The 25,316-nt window shown below is 67.1% G+C and carries 20 protein-coding genes; 7 read left to right on the top strand and 13 right to left on the bottom strand.

Annotated elements, in window-relative coordinates; translation table 11 throughout:
• Positions 1–21: 21 nt before the first annotated feature.
• On the bottom strand, positions 22–564 hold the full coding sequence (locus EEB18_RS11530) for a hypothetical protein (RefSeq protein ID WP_200937967.1): 543 nt from the start codon (positions 562–564) through the stop codon (positions 22–24).
• A gap of 130 nt (positions 565–694) precedes the next feature.
• Between EEB18_RS11530 and EEB18_RS11525 the strand changes: the two genes are divergently transcribed.
• Positions 695–1,276, top strand: a complete 582-nt coding sequence (locus tag EEB18_RS11525; protein WP_187141991.1) for a hypothetical protein — start codon at positions 695–697, stop codon at positions 1,274–1,276.
• Here the strand turns inward: EEB18_RS11525 and EEB18_RS11520 are convergent.
• The 8 genes from EEB18_RS11520 to ung all read right to left on the bottom strand — a co-directional run bounded on the left by EEB18_RS11520 (position 1,273) and on the right by ung (position 5,863).
• Complete coding sequence (locus EEB18_RS11520; protein ID WP_187141992.1) at positions 1,273–1,701, bottom strand: OsmC family protein; 429 nt, start codon at positions 1,699–1,701, stop codon at positions 1,273–1,275. The genes EEB18_RS11525 and EEB18_RS11520 overlap by 4 nt on opposite strands.
• Before the next feature lie 134 nt (positions 1,702–1,835).
• The gene (locus EEB18_RS11515) at positions 1,836–2,396 is read right to left on the bottom strand and encodes a hypothetical protein (protein ID WP_187141993.1); all 561 of its coding nucleotides are present in this window, start codon (positions 2,394–2,396) and stop codon (positions 1,836–1,838) included.
• Positions 2,397–2,492: 96 nt separating this feature from the next.
• Entirely contained in the window at positions 2,493–2,834 is a 342-nt protein-coding gene (locus EEB18_RS11510) for a DUF962 domain-containing protein (protein ID WP_187141994.1), read from the bottom strand.
• A gap of 448 nt (positions 2,835–3,282) precedes the next feature.
• Entirely contained in the window at positions 3,283–3,474 is a 192-nt protein-coding gene (locus tag EEB18_RS11505; RefSeq protein ID WP_056342384.1) for a hypothetical protein, read from the bottom strand.
• A 202-nt stretch (positions 3,475–3,676) separates the two neighbouring features.
• Positions 3,677–4,135, bottom strand: coding sequence for a YaiI/YqxD family protein (locus EEB18_RS11500; RefSeq protein WP_187141995.1), 459 nt, complete (start codon positions 4,133–4,135; stop codon positions 3,677–3,679).
• A gap of 31 nt (positions 4,136–4,166) precedes the next feature.
• Positions 4,167–4,298, bottom strand: coding sequence for a hypothetical protein (locus EEB18_RS22715; RefSeq protein WP_262407904.1), 132 nt, complete (start codon positions 4,296–4,298; stop codon positions 4,167–4,169).
• A gap of 93 nt (positions 4,299–4,391) precedes the next feature.
• A complete protein-coding gene (locus EEB18_RS11495; RefSeq protein WP_187141996.1) occupies positions 4,392–5,150 on the bottom strand; it encodes a sulfite exporter TauE/SafE family protein in 759 nt (252 codons plus the stop codon).
• Positions 5,147–5,863, bottom strand: a complete 717-nt coding sequence (ung, locus tag EEB18_RS11490) for a uracil-DNA glycosylase (protein WP_187141997.1) — start codon at positions 5,861–5,863, stop codon at positions 5,147–5,149. Before ung ends, EEB18_RS11495 begins: the two co-directional genes overlap by 4 nt.
• A gap of 81 nt (positions 5,864–5,944) precedes the next feature.
• Here ung and EEB18_RS11485 point away from each other — a divergent pair, with 81 nt between their 5' ends.
• The 5 genes from EEB18_RS11485 (at position 5,945) to EEB18_RS11465 (ending at position 16,590) form a co-directional block, all read left to right on the top strand.
• Entirely contained in the window at positions 5,945–6,271 is a 327-nt protein-coding gene (locus EEB18_RS11485) for a phosphoribosyl-ATP diphosphatase (RefSeq protein ID WP_187141998.1), read from the top strand.
• Positions 6,272–6,280: 9 nt separating this feature from the next.
• Entirely contained in the window at positions 6,281–6,658 is a 378-nt protein-coding gene (locus EEB18_RS11480) for a histidine triad nucleotide-binding protein (protein WP_187141999.1), read from the top strand.
• 118 nt (positions 6,659–6,776) lie between these two features.
• A complete protein-coding gene (locus EEB18_RS11475) occupies positions 6,777–12,611 on the top strand; it encodes an alpha-2-macroglobulin family protein (protein ID WP_187142000.1) in 5,835 nt (1,944 codons plus the stop codon).
• 143 nt (positions 12,612–12,754) lie between these two features.
• Positions 12,755–14,905, top strand: a complete 2,151-nt coding sequence (locus EEB18_RS11470; protein ID WP_187142001.1) for a transglycosylase domain-containing protein — start codon at positions 12,755–12,757, stop codon at positions 14,903–14,905.
• Positions 14,906–15,027: 122 nt separating this feature from the next.
• Positions 15,028–16,590, top strand: coding sequence for an amino acid permease (locus EEB18_RS11465; RefSeq protein WP_056342360.1), 1,563 nt, complete (start codon positions 15,028–15,030; stop codon positions 16,588–16,590).
• A 67-nt stretch (positions 16,591–16,657) separates the two neighbouring features.
• Here EEB18_RS11465 and EEB18_RS11460 read toward each other — a convergent pair whose 3' ends face one another.
• From EEB18_RS11460 to EEB18_RS11445, 4 genes are all read right to left on the bottom strand, one after another.
• Complete coding sequence (locus EEB18_RS11460; protein ID WP_235535531.1) at positions 16,658–17,851, bottom strand: multidrug effflux MFS transporter; 1,194 nt, start codon at positions 17,849–17,851, stop codon at positions 16,658–16,660.
• A gap of 188 nt (positions 17,852–18,039) precedes the next feature.
• Positions 18,040–18,342 (bottom strand): hypothetical protein, encoded by a 303-nt coding sequence (locus EEB18_RS11455; RefSeq protein WP_056342353.1) that lies wholly within the window; start codon positions 18,340–18,342, stop codon positions 18,040–18,042.
• A gap of 26 nt (positions 18,343–18,368) precedes the next feature.
• Entirely contained in the window at positions 18,369–21,245 is a 2,877-nt protein-coding gene (locus EEB18_RS11450; protein WP_187142002.1) for a M16 family metallopeptidase, read from the bottom strand.
• 102 nt (positions 21,246–21,347) lie between these two features.
• A complete protein-coding gene (locus EEB18_RS11445; protein ID WP_187142003.1) occupies positions 21,348–23,507 on the bottom strand; it encodes an acylase in 2,160 nt (719 codons plus the stop codon).
• Positions 23,508–23,668: 161 nt separating this feature from the next.
• Between EEB18_RS11445 and EEB18_RS11440 the strand changes: the two genes are divergently transcribed.
• Positions 23,669–25,249 (top strand): leucyl aminopeptidase, encoded by a 1,581-nt coding sequence (locus EEB18_RS11440; RefSeq protein WP_187142004.1) that lies wholly within the window; start codon positions 23,669–23,671, stop codon positions 25,247–25,249.
• Positions 25,250–25,316 lie beyond the last annotated feature (67 nt).

Below are 25,316 nucleotides of genomic sequence, written 5' to 3'. Positions count from 1 at the left end.
GTCCACACCCGCCGCGCTGTCTCAATAGACGTTGCGTTCGCTCCGCAGTGTCGCCTCGCCATTCTTCCAGTCGATCTCGGCCGCGGGTTCATCGGGGCCGTCGGGCGCGAACAGTTCATAGACCACGCCGCCATCGGCCTGCGTGCTTTCGATCACCCGCGCCGGCGCGAACCGATCGGGCGCGACATCGGCCGCCGCGCGCACCGCGGGGGGGACGTCGGACCAGGCGATATCGCGCTGGATTTCGACGACGCGATAGGCGCCATTTTCCTCGATCACGTCGATTTCGATATCGCTGCCGTCGTCGCGCGATCCTTCGACGTCGTAAAAGACCATGCCGCCGCGTGCCTTGCGCGTCGCGCCCGCGATCGTCATGTCGGGCACGCGCGACAGCACCGCGGCGCGCACCCCTTCGGGCAGGCTCGCGGCATCGATCGCGGTCGTCTCGGCAACCGGGCCATCGGGCAGCACCGCCTTCCCGTTCGCCGGCGGCGGCTCGGATGCGCCGCCGCATCCCGCCAGCCCGAGCATCAACCCCGCCATCACCCACCGACCACGCCGCATCATGTCACTCCCGTCATTGCGTGCGCCCTCCTATCGCCGCGCCGTGCGCAAGTCGACGAAGCATTCCGGATTCGACTCTTCGGCAGGTAGAGAACATAATAAGAACATTGATCCGATTCGGAGGCGTCTCATGGCACCCAATTTCCGCTATTTTCTGGGCTACCAGGTGGCCGCCGACCGCGCCGGATGGCTCGCACGGCATCTGCCGCCGGTTTCGCGCGACCTGTTCGTCGGCCTCAGCCCGCATCGCTATCATCTGACCCTCTGCACGATCGCCGAAACCACGCTGCCGCACCCCTTTTTGCGCCAGCAGGTCGAGCGCGCCCTGGCCGCTGGCTTGCCGGCCGCCGCCGCGATACCCTTTGGCCGCATCGTCGCCCGCGAGGCGGGGGCCGAACTCGTCACGGCGGGCGATATCGGGGCGATACGCGCCCAATATGAAGCGGTGATCGCCCGCCTCGCGCGCGAAGGCATCGCGCCCCTGCATCGAAAATCGGGTCTACGCCCGCATATCACGCTCGGCTACGGCAAGGCCGACTTCGATCCGGCCCTGCTCGCGTGGACCTGGACCCCGCACGAACTCGTCCTCATCGAAAGCCATGTCGGGCATCGGCGCCACCGCCGGTTGCAGGGCTGGACGCTGCCGCCGCCGGCGCAGGGGCTATTCGACTTCATGGCCGACGAACTGCCGCCGATCCGGCGGGCCGCCTAGTTTTCGAGGCTGTGTTCGAGCGTGATCTCGCAATCGAGCAACTTCGACACCGGGCAGTTCATTTCGGCCTCTTTGGCGATTTTCGCGAACTCCTCGGCCGAAATGCCCGGCACCTTGGCAGTCAGCGTCAGCGCCGAACTCGAAATCTCGAACCCGCCGTCGACCGGATCGAGCGTCACCGCGGCGCTCGTCTCGAGGCTGTCGCCGCTATAGCCCGCGCGCGCCAGCCCGAACGACAATGCCATGGTGAAACAGGCCGCGTGCGCCGCCGCGATCAACTCCTCGGGATTGGTCCCCGGCACGCCTTCGAAGCGCGTGCCGAACCCATAGGGCTGCTTGTCGAGCACCCCCGATTTTGTCGTGATCGACCCCTTGCCCTCCTTGCCGAAACCTTCGTAGCGGGCGGATGCGCGATTGACGGTCATGACATGTCTCCTTGGCCGGACGGAAAGGGGGCGAGACTCGGGGACTCGGCCCGGACGGTCAGCAGCTTAAGCCACACCCCCGCGCGCTGCCACGCCTATTCGTCAACGAAAGGGCGGCGCCCCCCGCCGCGCGCCTATGGCTTGATCTTGCCGACCAGCGATACCGCCGTCGCCCTGGCGCTGTCGTTCGGCGCGCTGCCGACCGTCAGGATGACAAAGCGGCTGTCGTCGAGGAAGACGTTGAGCTGGTTGATCCCGGGCACGAAAAAGGCGCCCTTGCCCAGCCCCGGCACATCCTCGATCTTCTTGTCCGAAAAGGCCGCCATCGTTTTCGCGGTCGTCGATTTCGCCAGCGCGATCGCCTCGGGCGTATTGTCGGCGATCGGCGATTTGCGCGTCATCAGCGTCGCGCTGCCGCCGCTTGCCAGGCGATAGGTGCATTCCGACGTCGCGGCATTGGCGCCCTCGGCCTTGTTGACGAGGCCAAGGCTCGTTTCGGCGACCTGGTCCTTGAGCGCGTCACCCACCGCCGCCTTGTCAAGCAGCGCACAGGCATCGCTCGCATCCCAGCCGTCCACGGCGGCCGTCTTCGCCTCGCCGCCGCCCGTGGCATCCTCTTTCGCGCCGCCGCCGCAGCCGGCGAGCAGCAATGTGCCCAGCGCCGCGGCGATCACACCCTTCACACTCTTGTCCATCCGGAATCTCCCTGCCGATATCGCGCGACCCGCAGCGACGATGCGCCCAAGCCTCCGCAACCGCAAGATCGTCCGCGATTATAGGATGATGACCCTTCAGCGGCGCGGCCGCACCACCCCCGCCTTGTCGAGTTCGGGTCCCAATCGTCCGGTCAGCCACAGCGCCCACATCCGGAAATCGGCGGCGAGGCTCCACAGCGGATAGGTGAAGGTCGCCGGCCGGTTCTTCTCGACCCCATAATGCGCGATCCACGCAAAGAAATAGCCCGCCAGCGGCAGCGCGACCAGCCCCATCCAGCGCCCGGTGACGACCGCGGCGATGGCGATCAGCACGACCAGGCTGGTCCCGACATAATGGAGCGCGCGCGTCGACGCCTTGCTGTGCTCGCGCAGGTAAAAGGGCCAGAAGGTCGCGAAGCTGGTGTAGAGCCGGGGCATGGGCCGAGAATGATAGCGTTGACGGCGAGGGTCAAGCCGACGGGGTCAACAGCGGCATTGGGGTGGGATAAGACGCTCCCCTCCCTTTCTGGGGAGGGGAGCGCGAAGTCCACTCTCGGTCGCCAGCAACCGCGACAGGTTCCCCACCAAACGCCCACCCCGTCACATAAACGACCACAACCCCATGCGCGTCGCGCCGCGCGAAGCGCTTCGCTTCCTCGGCGGCGAACCTCGCGAGGCCGGGGAACAGACGGGGGCGGACCGGGTCGAGCGAGGCCATGCAAGGAAAAGCCCTCCCGCCGGGGTCGCGTCGGCGGAAGGGCTTCCTTGGACCCGGACCGGGCGGAGGGCCGGACCGGGGACGAAAATATTCTGGTGACGGCCCGCTCCGGGCGGGCCGGATAGCCTGCCCCCGGCCGGCCCAATTGCCGGCCGGGTCCTGGGGGTGTCACCGGATGCGGGCGGCGGCTTCGCGGACTTTCTGCACCGCGGGGAGCAGCAGGCCGATCAGCGCGTTCACCGGGCCGTTCGAAATCGTCATGCCGCCGGCGGCGGGCTGCGCCGACTGCGCCATCGCCGGGGTCGCCGAGAGGGCGACGGTGAGCGCGAGAACAGGGGCGAGGATCAGGGTCTTGGTCATCTTATATTCCTTTCGAACGGGGTCGAACTTGGGTGTCGTGTTTCAAAACTGGCTCGGGGCGTTCCCGATGACCGGCTTATCGCGGCGCGCGCGGCGGCCGGCCGTGATGCACATCACTGGCCCCGAAAAATGTTCACAACGCTTTGGAAAGGAAGAAGGAAAATCTTCGGATGCTTCTTCGCCGGCGAACCCGCGCCGCGAATCAGCCGCGCTTGAGCTTCACCAGCGCGGTGTCGAGCGCCTGGAGGAAGGCCGAACGATCGGCTTTCGAAAAAGGCGGCGGTCCGCCCATGCCGTCGCCCATCCCGGCGCGCAGGTCGGCCATGATCGCGCGCGTCGCGATCGCCGGGCCGATCGATGCAAGCGTGAAGGGCTTGCCCGTCGGCGCGAGCACCGTCGCTCCCGTCTTCAGCGCCCGGTCGGCGAGCAATATGTCCGACGTGACGACGATGCTGCGCGGCGTCGCCGCCTCGGCGATCCAGTCGTCGGCGGCGTCGAAGCCGTCCGACACGGTAATGCGCTCGATCAGCGGATGGTCGGGTACGCGCAAGCGGCTGTTGCTGACGACCTTGACCGCAACCTCGTGCCGCCAGGCGACACGGTAGATTTCGTCCTTTACCGGACAGGCATCGGCGTCGACGAGGATGACGGGCGACGTCATCGCGCCGCCCCCACCCGCCGGTGCCGCGGCCTTATTTTTTCATATTGTCGAGTCCGGCGACCACCCCGGTCTTGGTCGACGGGTTGCTGGCGTTGGGCTTTTTCGGCTTTTCGGCCTTGGGTTTGCGGGTTTCGCGGCTCGATTTCTTCTGGCTCTTGGCCATGGTCAATACCTTGGAGGCGGCGGACGCCTGTGCCCGTCGCCCACGACCCTAGGCGCAAGACGCCCGCGCGTCGCCTGTTTCCGGCGCGCGCGGTCATCCGTGGACCCCGTCCCACAGCAATTTCGCGCCGAGCAGCACCATCAGCGCATAGATCACGACATAGAAGCGCGCCGGATCCATCCGCTTGAGCCAACGCACCGTGAGCAGCGTGCTGACGATGGCCAGTGGCATCAACAGCAGCGCCGCGACCACCACCTCGTGCGGAAAGGCACCCAAAGCCAGGTATGCGGGCACCTTCATCCAGTTGACGATCGCGAACAGGATCGCGCTGGTGCCGATGAAGGTCAGGTGCGGCAGCTTGCGCGGGGTCACCCACATCTGGAACGGCGGACCGCCGGCATGCGCGATCTGGCTGACGAACCCCATCGCCGTCCCGAACAGCGTGCCGACCCAGCCCGGCGACTGCGACGCCGCGACGATACGCCCGCCCCGTTCGACCCACAGCCGGTACAGCCCGAACGCCAGCGTGATCGCCCCCAGCGCCGCCATCAGCTGCGCTTCGTCGACGCGCTCGGCATAATACCATCCCGCCGCCACCCCGACCGCCGCACCGGGCAACATCCAGCCGATGATCCACCCGTCCCAGGTCTGGCGAAACGCCCAGACGCTGACGACATCCTGCACGATCAGGATCGGCAGCAGCAGCGCCGCGGCGGTCGCGGGCGGCAACACCAGCGCCGCGAGCGGCGTCGCGAGCGCGCCGACCCCGGCGAGCCCGCCCTTCGCCATGCCGAGCAGGATCACCGCGACGATCAGGATCGCCAGCGTCACCGGATCGGCCAAGATGCTCATTCGGCGGACGTCTCGGGGGGCGTCTCGGGCAATTGCCAGTCGATCGTCCCGCGCCCATGGGCGGCGAGGAACGCATTGGCCTGGCTGAACGGCTTCGACCCGAAAAAGCCGTTGTGCGCCGACAGCGGCGACGGGTGCGGCGCGCGCAGGATCAGGTGCGGGCCGCCCGCGCCGAGCCCCGCGACATTCGCCGCCTTTTTCTGCGCATGGCTGCCCCACAGGATGAAGACCTTCGGCGCCGGATCGGCGGCGACCGCGGCAACCGCGGCGTCGGTGAAACGCTCCCACCCGCGCTTTTGGTGCGACGCCGCCTGCCCCGCCTCGACGGTCAGCACGGCGTTGAGCAGCAACACGCCCTGTTCCGCCCAGCTCCCCAGATAGCCGTGCCGCGCCGGCGCGATGCCGAGGTCGTCGCGCATCTCCTTGTAGATGTTGACGAGGCTCGGCGGCGTCCGCACCCCCGGCTGGACCGAAAAGCACAGGCCATGCGCCTGGCCGGGTCCATGATAGGGGTCCTGCCCCAATATCACGACGCGGACTTGCCTTGGCGGCGTCGCGTCCAATGCCGCGAACCAGTCGCGCGGCTTGGGATAGATGGTCTTGCCCTTCGCGCGCTCGGCGGCGAGATACGCCTTCAGCTGCGCCATATAGGGCAAATCGAACTCGCCGCCGATGCGGGCGAGCCAGTCGGGATGGAGCTTGACCTCGGCCATGCGGCCTTTGACCGGAGCCGGCGCGCCTTGTCCAGCGGCTATTCCATCGCTAGGCACGGCGCGCAGACAGGGGATCATTTGATGGCGATCGGCGAAGCACTAAATCAGCTCGAGGCGGTGGTGAAAGCGCGGCTCGCCGCGGGCGACGCCGAAGCCAGCTATGTCGCCAGCCTCGCCGCCAAGGGGCGCCGCAAGATCGCGCAAAAGCTGGGCGAGGAGGCGGTCGAAACCGTGATCGCGGCGGTCAGCGAGGACGACAGCGCGCTGGTCGGCGAAGCAAGCGACCTCCTCTTCCATCTCGCGATCCTGCTCGCCGACCGCGGCCTCGGCTGGGACGCCATCGCGACCGAACTCACCCGCCGCCACGGCACCTCGGGCCACGCCGAAAAGGCCGCCCGCCCCCGCTAGGAGCTCTCCATGCCGATCGACGCCACCCTCCCATATGACGAGACCAACATCTTCGCGCGCATCCTGCGCGGCGAGCTGCCGTGCACGAAAGTCCATGAAGACGACTTCAGCCTCGCCTTCCACGACATCAACCCGCAGGCGCCGCTGCACATCCTCGTCATCCCCAAGGGCCCCTATGTCAGCTGGGACGATTTCTCCGCGCGCGGCAGCGACGCCGAAATCGCGGGCTTTATCCGCGCGGTCGGCACGGTCGCGCGCGATGCGGGCCTCGTCGCACCGGGCTATCGCCTGCTCGCCAATGTCGGCTTCGACAGCCATCAGGAGGTTCCGCATCTGCATGTCCATATTTTTGCAGGACAAAAATTGGGTCCGATGCTGGTCCGCTGAGTCGGCCAAACGCTTCATCGCGGCAAAATCTGCGACGAACCGTTTCATTTCGTCGGTGAACCGTTGACTATTCGCCCGCGTTTCGGCACATAAGACGATGGGTCTTTGGGAGGCAGCGATGGCGCGTTTTTGGCAAGGACTCGGGGTGCGATTCGCGGCGAAGGCCCGCCTCGCGCTGATGCTCCCGCTCGCCATGGCGGTCGCCGCCGCGAGCGGCGACACCATCCCGCAGGTCATCCTCGCCACCCCCGGCAGCGCCGGCACCGGCGACGGCACGATCAGCCGCTTCACGCTGCGCTTTTCCGAAGACATCGTGCCGCTGGGCGATCCGCGCGCCAAGGCCCCGGCGACCAACGACTGCAAGCTGCCCGCGACCGGCCGCTGGGTCGACACGCGCACCTGGGTGCTCGAATTCGAAAAATCGCTGCCCGGCGGCATGAGCTGCCACGTCGAGCTGCTCCCGACGCTCAAGACGGCAAGCGGCGTTTCGGTCGGCGGCAACAGCCGTTTCGAGATCGACAGCGGCGGCCCCTCGGCGCGCGCGGTGCTCGTCGGCGGCACTTACGATGGGGTTGAAGAGGATCAGATCTTCCTCGTCGCGACCAATGTCGCCGCCGACCGCGCCTCGGTCGGCCGCTTCGCCTATTGCGCGGTCGACGGCATCGGCGAGAAGATTCCGGTCGACGTGCTGGGGTCCGACACGGCGAGCGAAATCCTCGACGGCCTCGGCAACAACAATTGGGACCGCCAGGAATTCGCCTATAATGGCAATCTCCCGCTGCGGCTCGCCGCGGGCCCCGACCGCGCCGCCGCGCTCGAACGCATCGTGCCCGTCAAATGCCGCCGCCCGCTGCCCCCCGGCCGCGAGATGGCGCTCGTCTGGGACGCGCGCATCCAGCAGGCGGGTGCGCCGAGCCGCACCGCCGGCCGCGACCAGCGCTTCGATTATGACGTCCGCCCCGCCTTCACCGCGAAAATGTCGTGCAGCCGGATCAATCCGCAGGCGGGCTGCAACCCGATCAAGGACATCACGCTCAGCTTCGCCTCGCCGGTCGCGCGCGACACCGCGCTCGCCGCGACGCTCACCACCGCCGACGGCAAGCGCCTCACCGCGCGCGTCGACGACGACGACAAGAATGACGCGCACGTCACCTATGTCCGCTTCAAGGGGCCGTTGCCGCAGAATGTCGACGCGACGCTGATCCTGCCCGCCGACGTCACCGACCAGAGCGGCCGCAAGCTGCAGAACCAGTCGAATTTCCCGTTGAAATTCCACATCGACCGCGCCCCGCCGCTGGTCAAGTTCGCCGCCGAATTCGGCATCCTCGAGGCCGGCGAGGGCGGCGTGCTGCCCGTCACCGTGCGCGGGGTCGAGGCTTCGCTGGTCCAGGCGAATCTCAAGATGCCCGCCAATATACTGAAGGTCGGCGACGACGATGCCGCGATCGCCCGCTGGCTGAAGCGCGTCGACGAGGCCGACAACAGCGATTATCGCGACGAACGCGACGCGACCGGCAAGGAAGTCACCGTCAACTACACCGGCAGCAAGTCGGTGTTCGACGGCGCTCCTGCGGGGGGCGAGCGCCGCGACATGACGCTGAGCCCGCCCGCCGGCGGCAAGGAGTTCGAGGTCGTCGGCATCCCGCTCGGTGAAAAGGGTTTCCATGTCGTCGAGATCGCCAGCCCCGAACTCGGCGCCGCGCTGCTCGGCCGCAAGTCCACCCGTTATGTCGCGACCGCCGCGCTCGTCACCAACATGGCGGTGCATTTCAAATGGGGCCGCGAAAATTCGCTCGCCTGGGTGACGTCGCTCGACACCGGCCTGCCCGTCCCCGGCGCCGAAATCCGCGTCACCGACAGCTGCACCGGGCGCCAGCTCGCGCGCGGCACCGCCGACAAGGCGGGCCGCCTCGCCTTCCCGAACGGCCTGCCGCAACCCGAAACCTATGCGAGCTGCGAAGAAAAGCCCGACATGGCGGTCAGCGAGGGCCATGCGCTGATGGTCAGCGCGCGCAGCGGCGACGATTTCAGCTTCACCCTCACCGACTGGGGCGACGGCATCCGCCCCTATGACTTCGACCTGCCCTATGGCTGGTCCGAACGCGACGACATCCTCCACACCATCTTCGACCGCGCGCTGGTCAAGGCGGGCGAGAGCGTCAACATGAAGCATGTCCTGCGCCGCCCGGTCGGCACCGGCTTCGCCGCGCCCAAACCGATCGCGGGCAAGCTGCGCCTCGTTCACCGCGGCTCGGACACCGAATTCACCATGTCGTTCAGCATCGACGCGTCGGGCAGCGGCGAGAATGTCTGGAACGTCCCCGCCTCGGCGCCGATGGGCGATTACGACCTCGTCTTCGTCACCAAGGATAAGGACGGCGAGGACAAGACGATCTGGTCGTCGCAATCGATCAAGGTCGACGAATATCGCCTGCCGACGATGAAGGCGACCGTCACCGGGCCGAAACTGCCGCCGGTGCGCCCGACGCAAATCCCGCTGTCGCTGTTCGTCGGCTATCTGTCGGGCGGCCCCGCGCCCAACCTGCCGGTCGAGATGCGCACCAGCTTCTCGCCCAGCTGGTCGCCGCCCGAGGATTATCGCGACTGGGACTTCGACGGTCAGCCGGTCAAGGAAGGCACGATCCAGCTCGACGACAGCGGTGAGGAACCCGCCGCCGACCTGCCGCTCGCGCGCTCGGTGCCGCTCGTCCTCGACGCCAACGGCAGCGCGACGACCAACGTCATGGTCGACCAGCCGATCACCGAACCGACGCAAATGGCGGTCGAGATGGATTATGAGGACGCCAATGGCGAGACGTTGACCTCCAGCCGCCGCATCACCCTCTTCCCTTCGGCGGTTCGTCTCGGGCTCAAGACCGACGGCTGGTTGATGCGCGACAACGACCTGCGCCTCAATTTCATCGCGCTCGACCTCGACGGCAAGCCGCTGTCGGGCCAGCGCGTCTCGGTGGCGGTCTACAGCCGCGAGATCATCACCGCCCGGCGCCGCCTGATCGGCGGCTTCTACGCCTATGACAACCAGATGCGCACGCGGCGGCTCGACGCGACCTGCTCGGCATCGACCGACAAACTCGGCCGCGCGCACTGCGCGATGGCGCCCGGCATTTCGGGCGAGGTTACCGTCGTCGCGACAACGCAAGACGCCGACGGCAACGAGGCGCGCGCCGTGCGCTCGGTCTGGCTCGCGGGCGACGACGACTGGTGGTTCGGCGGCGACAATGGCGACCGCATGGACGTGATCGCCGAAAAGCCGCGTTACGCCGCGGGCGACACCGCGCGCTTCCAGGTTCGCATGCCGTTCCGCGAGGCGACCGCATTGGTCACCGTCGAACGCGAGGGCGTGCTGTCGAGCTTCGTCGTGCCGCTCAAGGGCACCAACCCGGTGGTCGACGTCAAGCTGCCCGCCAGCTACGCCCCCGATGTCTATGTCTCGGTGATGGCGGTGCGCGGCCGCGTGACCGGCGACGAAAGCTGGTTCCGCAAGCTGAAACGCGCTGCGGGCTTCAAGATCGAAAATAGCGAGGGCGCCCCCGCGACCGCGCTCGTCGACCTTGCCAAACCCAGCTATCGCATGGGTATCGCGCGGATCAAGGTCGGCTGGGAAGGCCATCAGCTCGGCGTCAAGGTCAAGGCCGACAAGGCGACCTACGCCGTCCGCGAAACCGCCAAGGTCGCGATCGAAGTCAAAGGTCCCGACGGCAAGGCGCCCGCCAATGCCGACGTCGCCTTCGCCGCGGTCGATGAGGCTTTGCTCCAGCTCGCGCCGAACGAAAGCTGGAAGCTGATCGACGCGATGATGGGCGAACGCACCCTCGATGTGCTGACTTCGACCGCGCAGATGCAGGTCGTCGGCAAACGCCATTATGGCCGCAAGGCGCTCGAACCGGGCGGCGGCGGCGGCGGCGACCTCAGCGGCCTGACCCGCGAGGACTTCCGTCCGGTGCTGCTGTGGAAGGGCCGTGTCCCGCTCGATGCCAAGGGCCGCGCCACCGTCGACGTACCGCTGAGCGACAATCTGTCGGGCTTCCGTCTCGTCGCGATCGCGACCGACGGGTCGCAGCTCTTCGGCACCGGCGAGACGAGCGTCCGCACCGTGCAGGATCTCGGCGTCTTCGCTGGGCTTCCCGAGCTCGTCCGCACCGGCGACGCCTATGACGCGCGCTTCACGTTGCGCAACGGCACCGACAAGGCGATGGAGGTCACCGCGACCGCGACGCTGTCGCCCGCCGTCGCGACCGCGCCGCCGCTCACCGTCACCATCCCGGCGGGCGGCGCGGTGCCGATCAGCTGGCAGATGACCGCGCCCGACCTCGTCGGCCCGATCGAATGGACCGTCGAGGCATCGGCAAAGGGCGGCAAGTCGCGCGACCGGCTGGTCTTCCAGCAGGTCGTCGAACCCGCGGTACCGGTCGAAACCTGGGCCGCCAGCCTGTTCCGTGTCGGCCCCGACACCAGCCTGCCGATCGGCATTCCCGAAGGCGCGCTCACCGGCGGTTATGTCGACATCGCGCTCGCGGGCACCCTCGCTCCGCCGCTGTCGGGCGTGCGCGATTATATGGGTGTCTACCCGTACAATTGCTTCGAACAATCGACATCTCGCGCCGTCGCGCTCGGCGATGTCGGCCGCTGGCAGGCGCTGGCGGGGGAGATCCCGACCTATCTCGATAAGGACGGGCTACTGCGTTACTGGCCCAACGACCGGCTCGAAGGGTCGCCCGAGCTGACCGCCTATGTGCTCGCGGTGACCGCCGCCAACGGCTTCGCCATCCCCGAGGATTCGAAGGCTAAGATGATCAAAGCGCTGCAGGCGATCGTCGAAGGTCGCCTGACCCGCAAGGGTTACGGCCCCTATGACATCCGCCCGGTCCGCGTCGCCGCGCTGGCGGCGCTCGCCCGCAACGATGCGTCGAGCCCCAAGCTCGTCGCGGCGATCGACATGGCGCCGGTCGACATGGCCACCGGCACCCTCGCCGACTGGCTGGTCGCGATCGAACGCACCCCCAACGTGCGGGGCGCCCCGGCGCTGCGCACCGCCGCCGAGGCCGAGCTGCGCAAGCGCCTCGTCTACGAAGGCACCCGCGTCGATCTAGTCGACGATGCCAAGGCGCCCTGGTGGATGATGGTCAGCGGCGACGAAATGGCGATCAAGGCGCTCGACGCGGTGCTCGGCCGCAAGGGCTGGGAGGATGACGCGGGCAAGCTGATGGTCGGCGTCGCGCAGCGTCAACGCAGGGGCCATTGGGACACCACCCCCGCCAACGCCTGGGGTGCGACCGTCGTCCGCCGCTTCGCCACCCTCTATCCGGCCGCGGCGATCACCGGCGTCACGCGGATCGGCCTCGCCGACGCGAGCGCGGCGCAAAGCTGGCCGCTTCCTGATACAACCAGCCCGCTCCGCGTGCCGCTCGTCACCGGCAAGATGGCGCTGCAACACCAGGGCACCGGCACGCCCTGGGCGGTGGTCAGCGTCAAGGCCGCCGTGCCGCTCAGGGAACCGCTCAACGCCGGTTACCGGATCAAGCGCTCGGTCAGCGTGGTCAAGGCCGCCGACCCGAACCGCCTCGTCCGCGGCGACGTGATCAAGGTGCGGATCGAGGTCATCGCCGCCGCCGGACGGACCTGGGTCGTGGTCAACGATCCGATCCCGCCGGGCGCGACGATCGTCGGCAATCTCGGCGGCCAGTCGCAGATGCTCGCAGCGCAGGCCGGGGGCGAGGGCGTCTGGCCGAGCTATGTCGAACGCGGCAAGGACAGCTGGCGCGGTTACTTCGGCTGGATGCCCGCGGGCACCCATGCGGTCGAATATGTCGTGCGCCTCAATGGCTCGGGCCGCTTCAACATGCCGCAGACGCGCGTCGAGGCGATGTACTCGCCCGCGATCCGCGGCCAGTGGCCGAACGCCCCGCTGACCGTGGCGGCTGCGGCGAATTGATGGCCTCGGCGCCCGCCTTCAAAACTCCGTCATTGCGAGCGGAGCGAAGCAATCCAGAGCGGCTTGTCACACCCTGGATTGCTTCGCTTCGCTCGCAATGACGAGGTGAATGATGGAATGACCTGCAACTGCGCGCAAAGGCGATGACTGGGCCCATCCCCCCCAAACGGCGCTGGTTCGACGCCCTCGCCTGGACCGCGCTCGCGCTGCTCATCCTCGTCACCGCCGCGCACCTCCTCACCAAGCCCCCCGCGATGCCCGACTACGAGGACGTCCGCGCCGACTGGAAACCCAGCGAAGCCTGGCTCTACGACCGCGACGGCCGCCTGCTCGACAGCGAGCGTGTCGATTTCGAACGCCGCCGCATGGCGTGGGTGCCGCTCGCCGACATCGCCAGGCCCGTGCGCGATGCCGTCGTCGCGAGCGAGGACAAGCGCTATTGGTCGCACGGCGGGGTCGACTGGCTCGCGATCGCCAGCGCCGCGAAAACCCGCCTGAACTGGGGGGGGACCGGCGGCCGCTCGCGCGGCGCCTCGACCCTACCGATGCAGCTCGCGGGTTTCCTCGCGCCCGACCTCGCGCTCCCCGGCCAGCGCGGCTGGCTGAACAAGATCCGCCAGATGCGCGCCGGGCAGGACCTCGCCGCGCACTGGACGCGCGAGCAGATGCTCGAGGCCTATTTCAACCTCGTCCCCCTGCGCGGCGAGACGCAGGGCATCGGCGCCGGCGCCCGCGCCTTGTTCGGCAAAAGCCCCGCCGACATGGACCGCACCGACGCCGCGCTGTTCGCCGGCCTGCTCCCCAACCCCGCCGCAGGCGCCGAAACGCTTGGGCAACGCGCCTGCCGCGTCGCGGGCGCGAAGGACTGCACCGCGATCCGCGGCGCCGCCGCGACGCTCGTCTCGGGCGAGCGCATCGGGCAGCTCGACCCCGCGCTCGCGCCGCACCTCGCGGTCCGCCTGCTCGACAAGCCCGGCAAGCGCGTCACCACCACGATCGACCGCCGCATCCAGGAGGCCGCGATCGTCGCGCTCAAGCGCCAGCTCGCGGGCCTCGGTGCCGACCGCGTCCGCGACGGCGCGGTCGTCGTGCTCGACAACGCCACCGGCGACGTCCTCGCCTATGTCGGCGGCGTCGGTTTGAAATCGACCGCGGCGCAGGTCGACGGCGCCAACGCCCGGCGTCAGGCCGGCTCGACGCTCAAGCCACATCTCTATGCGCAGGTGATCGAGCATCGCTGGCTCACCGCCGCGTCGATCCTCGACGACAGCCCGGTCCAGCTCGACACCGCCTCGGGGCTCTACGTCCCCAAGAATTACGACCACAGCTTCAAGGGGCCGGTCAGCGTCCGCCACGCGCTCGCCTCGTCGCTAAACGTCCCCGCCGTCCGCACCCTGCTCATCGACGACGTCCAGCAGTTCCGCGACCGCCTGTGGGCGCTCGGCTATCACGGCCTCGTCGAGGACGGCGAATATTACGGATTTTCGCTGGCGCTGGGTTCCGCCGAAGTTTCGCTGGTCGAACAGGCCAACGCCTTCAGAACATTCGCAAATCACGGCAACTGGTCCCCCGTGCACTTCGTCGATATGCGCGATGATCGTGAAGTTCCGCGGGCCATCGTCTCCCCCGCCGCCGCCTTCATCGTCGGCGACATCCTCGCCGACGCCTCGGCCCGCACCGACGCCTTCGGTGCCGACAGCGCGCTCCGCCTCCCCTTCTGGGCCGCCGCGAAGACCGGCACGTCAAAGGGCATGCGCGACAATTGGTGCATCGGCTGGTCCGACCGCTTCACCGTCGCGGTGTGGGTCGGCAATCTCGAGGGCGATTCGATGCGCGCCGTATCGGGCACCTCGGGCGCCGCGCCCGTCTGGCGCGACGTGATGATGGCGCTCCACGCCGGAAACCCCGGCAAGGCCCCCGCGATGCCCGCCGATGTCGAGGCCCGCCAGATCGCGCTCCCCGGCACCCGCGAGCCGCCGCGCCGCGAATATTTCATCCGCGGCACCGGCCAGGCCGAAATGGCCGCCGCCCCCGCCGCCGCGCGGCGCCCGCGCATCACCAGCCCGGTCAGCGGCAGCGTCTATGCACTCGACCCCGACATCCCGCTCGATCGCCAGCGGCTCGGCATCGCGGTCAGCGGCGAAGTCACCGGCTATCGCCTGATCCTCGACAAGGTGATGCTCGGCGACGCCGACGCCGGGCAACAGATTTTACCACGCCCCGGCAGTCATATGCTCGCGCTCGTCGACCCCGGCGGCCGCATGGTCGACCGCGTGCGTTTCACGGTGCGATAAACCGGGTTGGACCCACCCGAATCCGTCTTTCGGCCCCGTGAAATTAAGTTGCGCTGACGGGAGGAGCGTTTACTCTACCCCGCCATGAGAGGCCCACACCGGGTCCCAAAGGGGAATTTTGGATGATATTTGGTCGCGTCAAACCGCTCGACGCCATCTTGGCCACCGCCGAGAAAAAGTCGCTGCATCGAACGCTCGGTGCTTTTCAGCTCACCCTGTTCGGCATCGGCTGCGTCATCGGCACCGGCATTTTCGTGCTGACCTCGGCCGGCGCGCAAAAAGCCGGGCCAGGCCTGATGCTCGCCTTCGCCATCGCCGGGCTGATCTGTATCGTCGCCGCCCTCTGCTACGCTGAAATCGCCGCGATGATCCCCGTCGCGGGTTCCGCCTATACCTACACCTATGCGACGATGGGCGAGGTTCTCGCCTGGACCGTCGGCTGGGCCCTTGTCCTCGAATATGCGGTCGCAGCGTCCGCGGTGTCGGTCGGGTGGTCCGGCTATTTCACCGGAACGATATTGAACGAGTTCCTCGGGATACAGCTGCCATCCTACCTCGCCGGCGCGCCACTGGCGCTCGGCGGGATCGAAGGCGGGTTCATCAACCTGCCCGCCGTGGTCATCGCCCTGCTCGTCACCTGGCTGCTGATGATCGGCACGACCGAAAGCGCGCGGGTCAACGCGATCCTCGTCGCGATCAAGGTCACCGCACTCACCGCCTTCATCGTGCTGACGCTGCCCAGCGACTATTTCTCGACCGACAAGTTCAATCCCTTCCTGCCCGCCGGCGTCTTCGGCGGCTTCGGTTCGGGCCTCGGCGCGGTTGGCGCGGCGGCGACGATCTTCTTCGCCTATGTCGGCTTCGACGCGGTCTCGACCGCCGCCGAAGAAACCAAGAACCCGCAGCGCAACGTGCCGATCGGCCTGATCGGCTCGCTGCTCTTCTGCACCGTCTTCTACATCCTCGTCGCCGCCGGCGCGATCGGCACCGTCGGTGGTCAGCCGATCATGGGCCCGAACGGCATCCCCTTCCCCGCCGGCTCGGAAGAACTGGCACGCCAGTGCGCGACCTTCGCCGCCGACCAGCTGCCGCTCGTCTGCTCGAACGAAGCGCTCGCGCATGTGCTGCGCCAGATCGGCTGGTCGGGCGTCGGCAACATGCTCGGTATCGCCGCCTTCGTCGCGCTGCCGTCGGTCATCCTGATCCTGCTGTTCGGCCAGACCCGCGTCGCTTTCGTGATGAGCCGCGACGGCCTGCTCCCCGAATCGTGGAGCAAGGTCCATCCCAAGTGGAAGACCCCGCACATCATCACCGCGATCACCGGTGCAGCTGTGGCCTTCGCCGCCGCTTTCCTGCCGGTCGGGAAGCTCGCCGACATCGCCAATGCCGGCACGCTCTATGCGTTCATGATGGTCGCCGTCGCGGTGATGATCCTGCGCAAGACCGCCGCCGACACGCCGCGTGCGTTCAGGACGCCCGCGCTGTGGCTGATCGGCCCCGCCACCATCGCCGGCACGGTGTTCCTGTTCTTCAACCTGCCGCTCGACGCGATGCTCGTGCTGCCGATCTGGGGTGCGATCGGCCTGCTGATCTACTTCCTCTACAGCCGCAGCCGCAGCCATCTTGGCCGCGGTATCGTCGAGGTGCATGAGGACGATCTGGAACCGCACGCGCCGATCAACTGACGCCAACGGCCAGAATCGAATTGAAAGGGGCCGTCCCGGCGATGCCGGGGCGGTCCCTTCGCTTTTGTCAGAACGGACTTTTCGGCGCCGTTCCCGGCCGGGTGAACAGCTTGCCGCGCTCGGCCCAATAAACCAGCGCCAGACCCAACACCCCCGACATCAGGAAGGCATAAGCGAGCGGCAGCGTCGTGCCGTCATATTGCTGGCCGATCAGCGCGCCGACCGTCGCCGCGAGCAGAGTCTTGGCAAAGCTCTGATAGGAGGAGGCCACGCCGGCCATATGGCCGAAATCCTCCATCGCGATCGAGCCGAAATTGCTGCCGATAAAACCGATCAGACCGACATTGACCATCATCAGCGCGGTGAACATCCACAAGGTCTCACCGCCGCTGAGCGCCACCAATATCTGTATGCTCGCTGTCGCCATGAAGGCGAAGACCGCGCATTGCGACACGCGCCGCGCCCCGAAACGCTCGACGATCGCCGCGTTGGAAAAATTGGCGATCGCGATGCCGGTCGCGACGAACGCGAAGACCAAGGGAAACAGGTTTCGCGCCTGGAACACATCGGCGATGATCTGTTCGCTGCTGTTGAGATAGCCATAGAGCGACCCCTGCATCATGCCCGATGCGAACATGTAACCCGCGGCGCGGCGATGGCGCGTCACCGTCGCCCAGCCCGCGATCATGGTCCGCAGGTCGAGCGGACGGACGTCGGCGGGGTCGAGCGTTTCGGGCAGCCGCCGCAGCCAGAACAGCATGACGACACCCATCACCGCGAGGACGATGAAGATCGAACGCCAGCCCGCGACGGCGGCGACCCCCGCGCCCATCGTCGGCGCGATCGCGGGCACGATCATGAAGACGAGGAAGATCATCGACAGCCTTTTGGCCATCGCATCGCCCGAAAAAAGATCGCGAATCACCGCGACGACAATCACGCCGAGCGCCGCGCTGACGACGCCATGTCCGAAACGCAGCGTGAGCAGCATCGGAAAACTGGTCGCGAGACCGCAGCCGATCGAAAAGGCGACATAGGCAAAGAGCGCGGGCACCAGCACGCCCTTGCGCCCGAAGCGGTCGGACAGCGGACCATAGAGGAGCGAACCGAAGCCGATGCCGAGCAGATAGGTCGAGATCACATATTGCCGGTCGTTGGCGACCGTCACCCCCAGCCCCTCGCCGATCGCGGGCAGGGCGGGAAGCATCGAGTCGATGGCGAGCGCATTGAGCGCCATCACCATCGCCATCATCACAACCATCTCGCGTTGGCCGGGAAGGGGACGCGCGGTTTCGGGCGGGGGGGCGGAGGGATTATTGTGCATTGCAGCAGCGCTATGCGCTCGCCCCCGCAGTTTGGCCACCCCCTCCGGCCCGGCAAAGCTATGCAAAGAAAAGGGCCGCCTCCGGGTGGAGGCGGCCCTTCGTCTGTTTCCAGGCGTTGCGGCGATCAGCCCTGGCGGGTGCCGGTCATCGCCATCGAACCGAAAGGGCCGGCCTTGATCGTGCCGGTCAGCGTGTCACCGTCGATCGTCGCTTCGGCTTCGAGCGTCATCGGCATCGGCACCTTCATGTTCATGGTCCAGGTCAGCTTGTTGCCATCGACCTTGCCATTTTCCACATCGAGCGCGCCCATCGCACCGGCATTCTGGCCGGTGAAGGTCGCGCCGTCGCTGGTGACGGTGAAGACCGACTTCTGGTCGCCCATCGGCGACTTGGTCACGCAATCATAGCTGCCATCGACTTGGGACATCTGGGCTCTCCTTACTGAAACTGATGTTAGTTATCGAGAGTCACCGTTTCCACCGGCAGACCCAATCCGTCAAGCTGTGGTTTGACCGTCGCGGCATCGCCGACGACGACATAGACGAGGCCCTCGGTGCTCAGCGCCTTGCGCGCCGCTCCGTCGATCTCGGCGGTCGTCATCGCTTCATAGGTCGCGGGCAGGGTTTCGTAATAATTGTCCGGACGGCCATATTTGACGATCGCGCGCAGCCCGCCGAGCACATCGCCCGAAGTTTCGAAGCTGCCCGGCAGTTCGCGGACATTGCCGTTGGTCGTGCGCTGCAACTCTTCCGCGGTGACGCCCTTGTCGCCGAGGAAGGATTTGAGGTCGCTTTGCAGTTCCTTGATCGAATCGCCGGTGCGATCGGCCTGCACCGGCGCCGCGGCGATCCAGGCGATCCGGTCCTTGTCGCTCGAAACCCGGGTCCGCACGCCATAGGACCAGCCCTTGGTCTCGCGCAAATTGGTGTTGAAGCGCGAGAGGAAACTGCCTCCGAAAATATCGTTCGCCGAACGCAGCACCTCCAGCTTGTCGGTGCCTTTGGCATCGAGCACCTTGCCCGCGAGAATCACCGACTGCGGCGATTTGGGGCGGTCGAAGAGCAGGATGCGCGGCTGCGGCGCCGGGATCGCGACCTCGAAATGCTTGGTCGGCTTCGCCGTCGCGGGCGCCTTCCAATTGCCGAAGGCGGTTTCGAGCTGCCTAGTCACCTCCTTCAGCGTCGTGTCGCCGACGACGAAGATGCGCGCCGTGTCCGGGCGAATCCAAGTCGAATGGAACGATGCCAGCTGGCCCTGCGTCGCGGCGGTCACCGCCTTGGCATCGCCAAGGCCCGACGGCGGAATGCCATAGGGATGGTCGGCGCCGTACAGCACCGGCATCAGCACGCGCGACGCGATCGCATTGGGATTGTTGAGTTCGGCCTTCAGCCGGTTGAGCTGCTGCGCGCGCACCCGCTCGAGTTCCTTCGCGTCGAAGGCGGGATTGCGGATATAGTCGGCGAGCAGGGTCAGCGACGGCGCGAGGTTCGGCTTCAGCGCGAACAGTTCGAACACCGTTTCGTCGGCGTTGGCCGATCCGTCGATCTGTGCGCCGAGCCGCTCCTTGGCTTCGGCAAAGGCGATCGAATCGAGGCTCTTGGTGCCCTCGTCCATCAGGCTGAGCATCAGGGACTGGGTACCCAGCGCGTCATGCGGATCGGCGGCATAGCCGGCGTCGAAGCTGACCGCGACATTGACCGTCGGCACCGCCGTGCGCTTGGCGAAGACGACCTCGATGCCATTCTTGAGCTTGGCGCGTTCGATCGTCGGGAAGTCGAGCGCGGTCAGGTTGGCGACCGCCGGCAGTTGCGACCGGTCGGCGATCGAGGTGCCGAAGCCGGTGTCGGGACCGACATCGCCGAGCGCGGGGTTCCAATAGCGGTCGGGTTCGACCGCCGCCGTGACCTTGCCGGTTACCGCACCGCCGCGATTCTCGCCGCCCTCGGTGCGTTCGCCGGGAACATAGGTCAGCGAAAAGGCCGGGCGCGACAGCCATTTGTTGGCAACCGCCTTCACCTGCTCGGGGGTCGCCTTCGCCATGCGGTCGAGCTCGACCTTGTAATAGCCCGGATCGTTCGAATAGAGCGCGCCCTCGGCGAGCGCGACGGCCTTGCCGCCGAAGCCGCCGACCGATTCGAGCCCCGAGATCGCCGACCCCAGATAACTCGCCGCCGCACGCTGCAACTCGTCGGCGGTCGGGCCGCTCGCGAGGAATTTGGCGACCTCTTCGTCAAGGCGCTGCCCGACGAGGGCGGTGTCGACGCCAGGCTTCACATCGGCCTGGACGAGCAGGATGCCGGCATCCTCGAACGGCTGGGCGAAGGCCGAGACGCTGACCGCGACCGGGTCCTTGCGCACCAGCGCATTGTCGAGCCGCGACGACGACAGCCCGCCGAGCACCGACATCGCCATCTGCAGCGGGATCGAGTCGGCATCGTTGAGGCCAGGAATCGCCCACATGCGATAGATGCGTGTCGTCGGGACGAGGTCCTTGACCTCCTTGGCGAGCGGCGCGGGCAGCGTCGGGACCGACGTCGCCGGCGCCTTCACTTCGGGACCCTTGGGAATATCGCCAAACCACTGCTGCACCTTGGTCTTGGCGGTCGCGACGTCGATGTCGCCCGCGAGCACCAGCACCGCATTGTTCGGGCCATAATTGTCGGTGAACCACTTTTTCACGTCGTCGAGGCTTGCCGAATTGAGGTCGCCCATCGAGCCGATCGTGCTGTGGTGATAGGGATGGCCGGTCGGGAAAAGATTCTCGAAAATCTCGTAACGCAGCAGGCCATAGGGATTGTTGTCCCCCTGGCGCTTTTCGTTCTGGACGACGCCGCGCTGGTTATCGAGCTTCTCCTGCGTCACCGCGCCGAGCAGATGCCCCATGCGGTCGCTTTCGAGGAACAGCGCCATGTCGAGCGCGCCGGTCGGGACGGTTTCGAAATAATTGGTGCGGTCGACGTTGGTCGTGCCATTCTCGTCGGTGGCGCCGACCTGCTGCAGCGGTTCGAAGAAATCGCCCGGCGAATTTTCCGACCCGTTGAACATCAGATGTTCGAACAGATGCGCGAAGCCCGTCTTGCCCTTGGGTTCGTGCTTCGACCCGACACGGTACCACACCGACACCGCGATCACCGGCGCCTTGCGGTCCTCATGGACGATGACGCGCAGGCCATTGTCGAGCGTGAACGCCTGATACGGAATGTCGACCGCCTTGACGAGGTCGGCGATCGGCGCGGGGTCGGCCGCCTTGGCCTTGGCGAGTGCGGGGCCGGCGGCGACGAGCGAGGTCGACAGGGCAAGGGCAACGGCGAAGCGGTGAAAACGGGGCATGAAAATCCTCTTGAAATCAGGAGCAAGCGCGGGTTCGGCCTGCATGCGACCGGGGTGCCGGACGGCACTGTATCAACGGTTTAGGACAGCGCGCGTGCCGGTTCAAGGCCGATAGACGCGCGGCTTCGTCGCCCACAGCGCCGCGGGGTCGAACAGCACCGGCTTCAACTGGTGCCGCACGAACAGCGGCGCCTGATCGTTATAATGCGGGCTGTCCGGGCGCGTCGTCGCCGATCCGAACGGCTGGATCGATTCGGACTTGAGCTTGCCGTCCTTGCCCCAGGTCACGAACATGATGAAGCTGTCGCCGTGACGGACCTTGAGCCGGCCGTCGGGCTCGACGTCCCACAGGGTCGAGGCGCGGATCGTATCGTTGCCGCCGTCGAGCGGCAGGTCGACACGGTGATCGCCCTCGCCATGGCGCAGCCGCAGCACGGTACCGAGCTTGGGATCGAGCGTGCCGAAATGTTGCTGCAGATGGTCGGCGGCTTCCTTCAGCGTCTCGCGCGGGTCGGGGCGTTCGGCGAGCCGTTGGTAATGGACGCGGTTCGCGGGGCGCAGCACCATCAGCGCCAGCGCATCGCCCTGCCCCTTGCCATCGAGGTTCCAGTCCCATGCGCGCAGCAAGGCCTGCGCCTGCGCGAGTTCGGCATCGCCCTTCAGGTTCAGCGCGAGGATGCGATCGATCCACGCCTTGGCATAGCCGGTCTTCGCATAAGCGGTGTCATATTTGATCGCCTTCAACCGCGCCTCGTCGATCTGTCCCGACGCCTCGAACAGGTCGATCAACCGCGACGCGCGGTTGCTCATATCGTCTTCGATTCCGAGCAGCGGCGAAAAAGCCGCCGCGTCGAGTTCGTCGCCCGGACCCGCCGCGACCCACGGCGTGTTGTTGGCGTTCATCACATAACCCGACGCCGGATTGACCAGCGCCGGGACGCGGTCGAACGGCAGCGTCTTGGTCCACAGATCCGCCGAGCGATCGCCCGGCAATATGCCGCGCCAATTATAGCCCGCCGGCCGGTCGGGGAACATCGCGTTGTAGAACATCCCGATATTGCCTGCGGCGTCGGCATAGATGAAATTGGTCGCGGGCACGCCCTGTCCCGCCATGGCGGCGCGCCATTCGGCGAAATTCTTCGCCTTGTTCAGCCTATAATATTGGGTGACCATATTCGCCTGGTCGATCCCGGCGTAGCGGATCGCAAAAGCGCCCTTGGCGTTCCTGATCACCGGGCCATGCACCGAGCGATAGACCATGCGCGGCACCGGCAGGACGAAGGGGCCGAACTTGACCTTGAGCCACACCCGCTTCGCCTCGAGCGGGCGCCACTGGCCGTCGAAGCGATATTTCTCGCCGCTCTCGTCGAGCACGAGCTTGTAGATGTCGATCAGGTCGGGCCGGTTCACCGTATTGGTCCAGCCGAGATATTTGTTGTGGCCGAGGAAGGGGTATGGCGAGCCGGGGAAGTTCGCGCCCGCAAAATCCCAGCCCTCCTCACTATGCACCACCAGTTCGTACCAGGCGACCCCGCCGGTCCAGGGCTGGTGCGAGTTGGAGACGAGCCGCGTCGCGCCGTCCGTCGAACGGGCTGGCGCGACCGCCATCGCGTTCGACCCGTTGGCGGCGGGATCGCTGCCGAGCGGCGTGTCCTTGCGCGGTACGATCTTGCCGGTGGCGTCGAGTTCGGGGCCGCCCTCCCGCCCCATCTCCTTGCCTTCGACGAGCGAGCCGAGCGTCGAATCGAGCCCGAAGAAAAAGGGTGAGCGCAGCACGAAACCCGCGACGACATCCTCGCCGGTCACCGGGAACAGCTTCGACAGCCGCACTTCGTCCGGATGCTTGTCGGCGTAGCGATTGAGCCCGGCCGCATAAGCGGTGAACAGCGCCTGCACATCCTTCGGCAGCCGCGGCCAGTCGCGCGCGGTGGTCGTGCGGATATCGAGCAGCGCCGCAGCATAGTCGATCTTGGCGCCATCCTGCCCGAGCATCGCCCCGGCGCGCCCGCGCGTCATCGCGAGCACTTCCTGCAGCGTCGCAAAATCATCCTCGGCATGGGCATAGGCGACGCCATAGGCGACATCGGCATCGGTCTTGCCGAAGATGTGCGGGACGCCGAACTTGTCGCGCGCGATCCTGACGTCGGTCGGCTTGAAGCTCGGCGCGGCGGGTGCCTTAGCGGTCAGCGGCTCCCAGACCGCCAGCGAAATCACGGTCAACAGCAGCAGGACCAGCAGCCCGATTCCCAGTTTGCGCAGCATCTCGGTCCCTTTTGCGTCGGCTCACGAACGCGACTGTCTGACCGCGTGCAGGTTCGATGGCAAGCGTCTGTCGTTCGTCGAGAGGCAATTGCAGGTCGGGCCGCGCGTGCTAGGTCAAGAAACGGACCGATAGTGATGGAATAACAGGGAGTTTCCTTTTGATGCGTACCAAAAGCCTGCTGCTCGCCGCCTGCCTCTCGCTCGCGCCTTTGACGGCCCCCGCCGCCTTGGCGCAGGACGTGACCGGCTCGGGCGTCGTCCCCGGCAGTGTCGCCAACAGCGCCGAGCGCCCGATCGGCTTCGCCGCGAGCGCGCCCGCCAAGGGCGTACTGGTGGTGCTGATGGCCGACGCGACCCTGCCAGCGCTCGACGCGGTCGGCGTCGGCGCGGGCGAACGCGCCGCGATCGAATCCGCGATCGCCAATGCGAAGTTCGACGGCAAAGCCAACGCCACGCTGTCGCTGCGCGGGATCGGCGCGCACAGCCGCATCCTGCTCGTCGGCACCGGCACCGCGCCGACGATGCTCGCGCTCGCCGAGGCGAGCGGCAAAGCGGCGCAGGAACTCAAGTCCGACGCACAGCCGGTGACGCTGACCGGGGCCTTCACCGGCGCGCAGGGTGCCGAGGCGGGCTATGGCTTCGCGCTCGGCCAGTACCGCTTCGACCGCTACAAGACCGTCGACCGCAAGGCGCCCGCAACCGACGCGGTGACCATCGTCGGCGGCGACAGTGCTGCCGCCGGGTCGACCTTCGCCGCGCGCTGGCGCCCACTCGCCGACGGCGTGCGCCTGTCGCGCGACCTCGCCAACGAACCCGCCAATGTCGTCTATCCCGAAAGCTTCGTCGCCGAGGTGCGCCAGGCCTTTTCCGGCGTCCCCGGGGTGACGATCGAAGTACTCGACGAGGCGGCGATGCGACGGCTCGGCATGGGCACGCTCGTCGGGGTCGGCCAGGGCAGTCCGCGCGGCTCGCGCCTGCTCGCGGTGCGCTATCGCGGCGCTGGCTCCGACGCCGCGCCGCTCGCCTTCGTCGGCAAGGGCATCACTTTTGACTCCGGCGGCATCTCGCTCAAACCCGGCAGCGGCATGTGGGACATGAAGGGCGACATGTCGGGCGCCGCCTCGACCGTCGGCGCCGTCCTCTCGCTCGCCAGGTCGAAGGCGCCGGTGCATGTCGTCGCGGTCGCGGCGCTCGCCGAGAATATGCCCGACGGCAACGCCCAGCGCCCCGGCGACGTCGTGCGCACCATGTCGGGCAAGACGATCGAGATGCTCAACGCCGATGCCGAAGGGCGGCTCGTGCTCGCCGACGCCAATGAATATGTCGCCGACAAGTACAAGCCGCGCGCGATCGTCAATATCGCGACGCTGACCGGATCGATCGTAGGCGCGCTCGACAACCAATATGCCGGGCTGTTCGCGCGCGACGAGACGCTCGCCACGCAACTGCTTACGGCGGGCAGCGCGAGCGGCGAAGAACTGTGGCGCATGCCGCTCCACAAAAATTACGCCAAGAAGATCGAATCGGACATCGCCGACATCCGCAACATCGCGCCGGGCAGCGGGCCGGGGGCGAGCATCGGTGCGCATTTCATCGGCTATTTCGTCGCCGAGACGACGCCCTGGGCGCATCTCGACATCGCCGGGGTGAACCAGGCCGACAGCGCCTCGCCGCTTGTCCCCAAGGGCATGTCGGGATTCGGCGTCCGCCTGCTCGACCAGTTGGCGCGCGGCGGATATTGAAGGGTTGGGGAAGCCCCTTGTGTTGCCCAAAAGCAACACTATCTCTGAGCCAGAGAAAGGGGCTTTC

Source organism: Sphingopyxis sp. OPL5, assembly GCF_003797775.2.
Lineage (GTDB): Bacteria > Pseudomonadota > Alphaproteobacteria > Sphingomonadales > Sphingomonadaceae > Sphingopyxis.
Note: the sequence above shows the minus strand (reverse complement) of the source record. Positions and strands in the feature narration are given on the sequence as shown.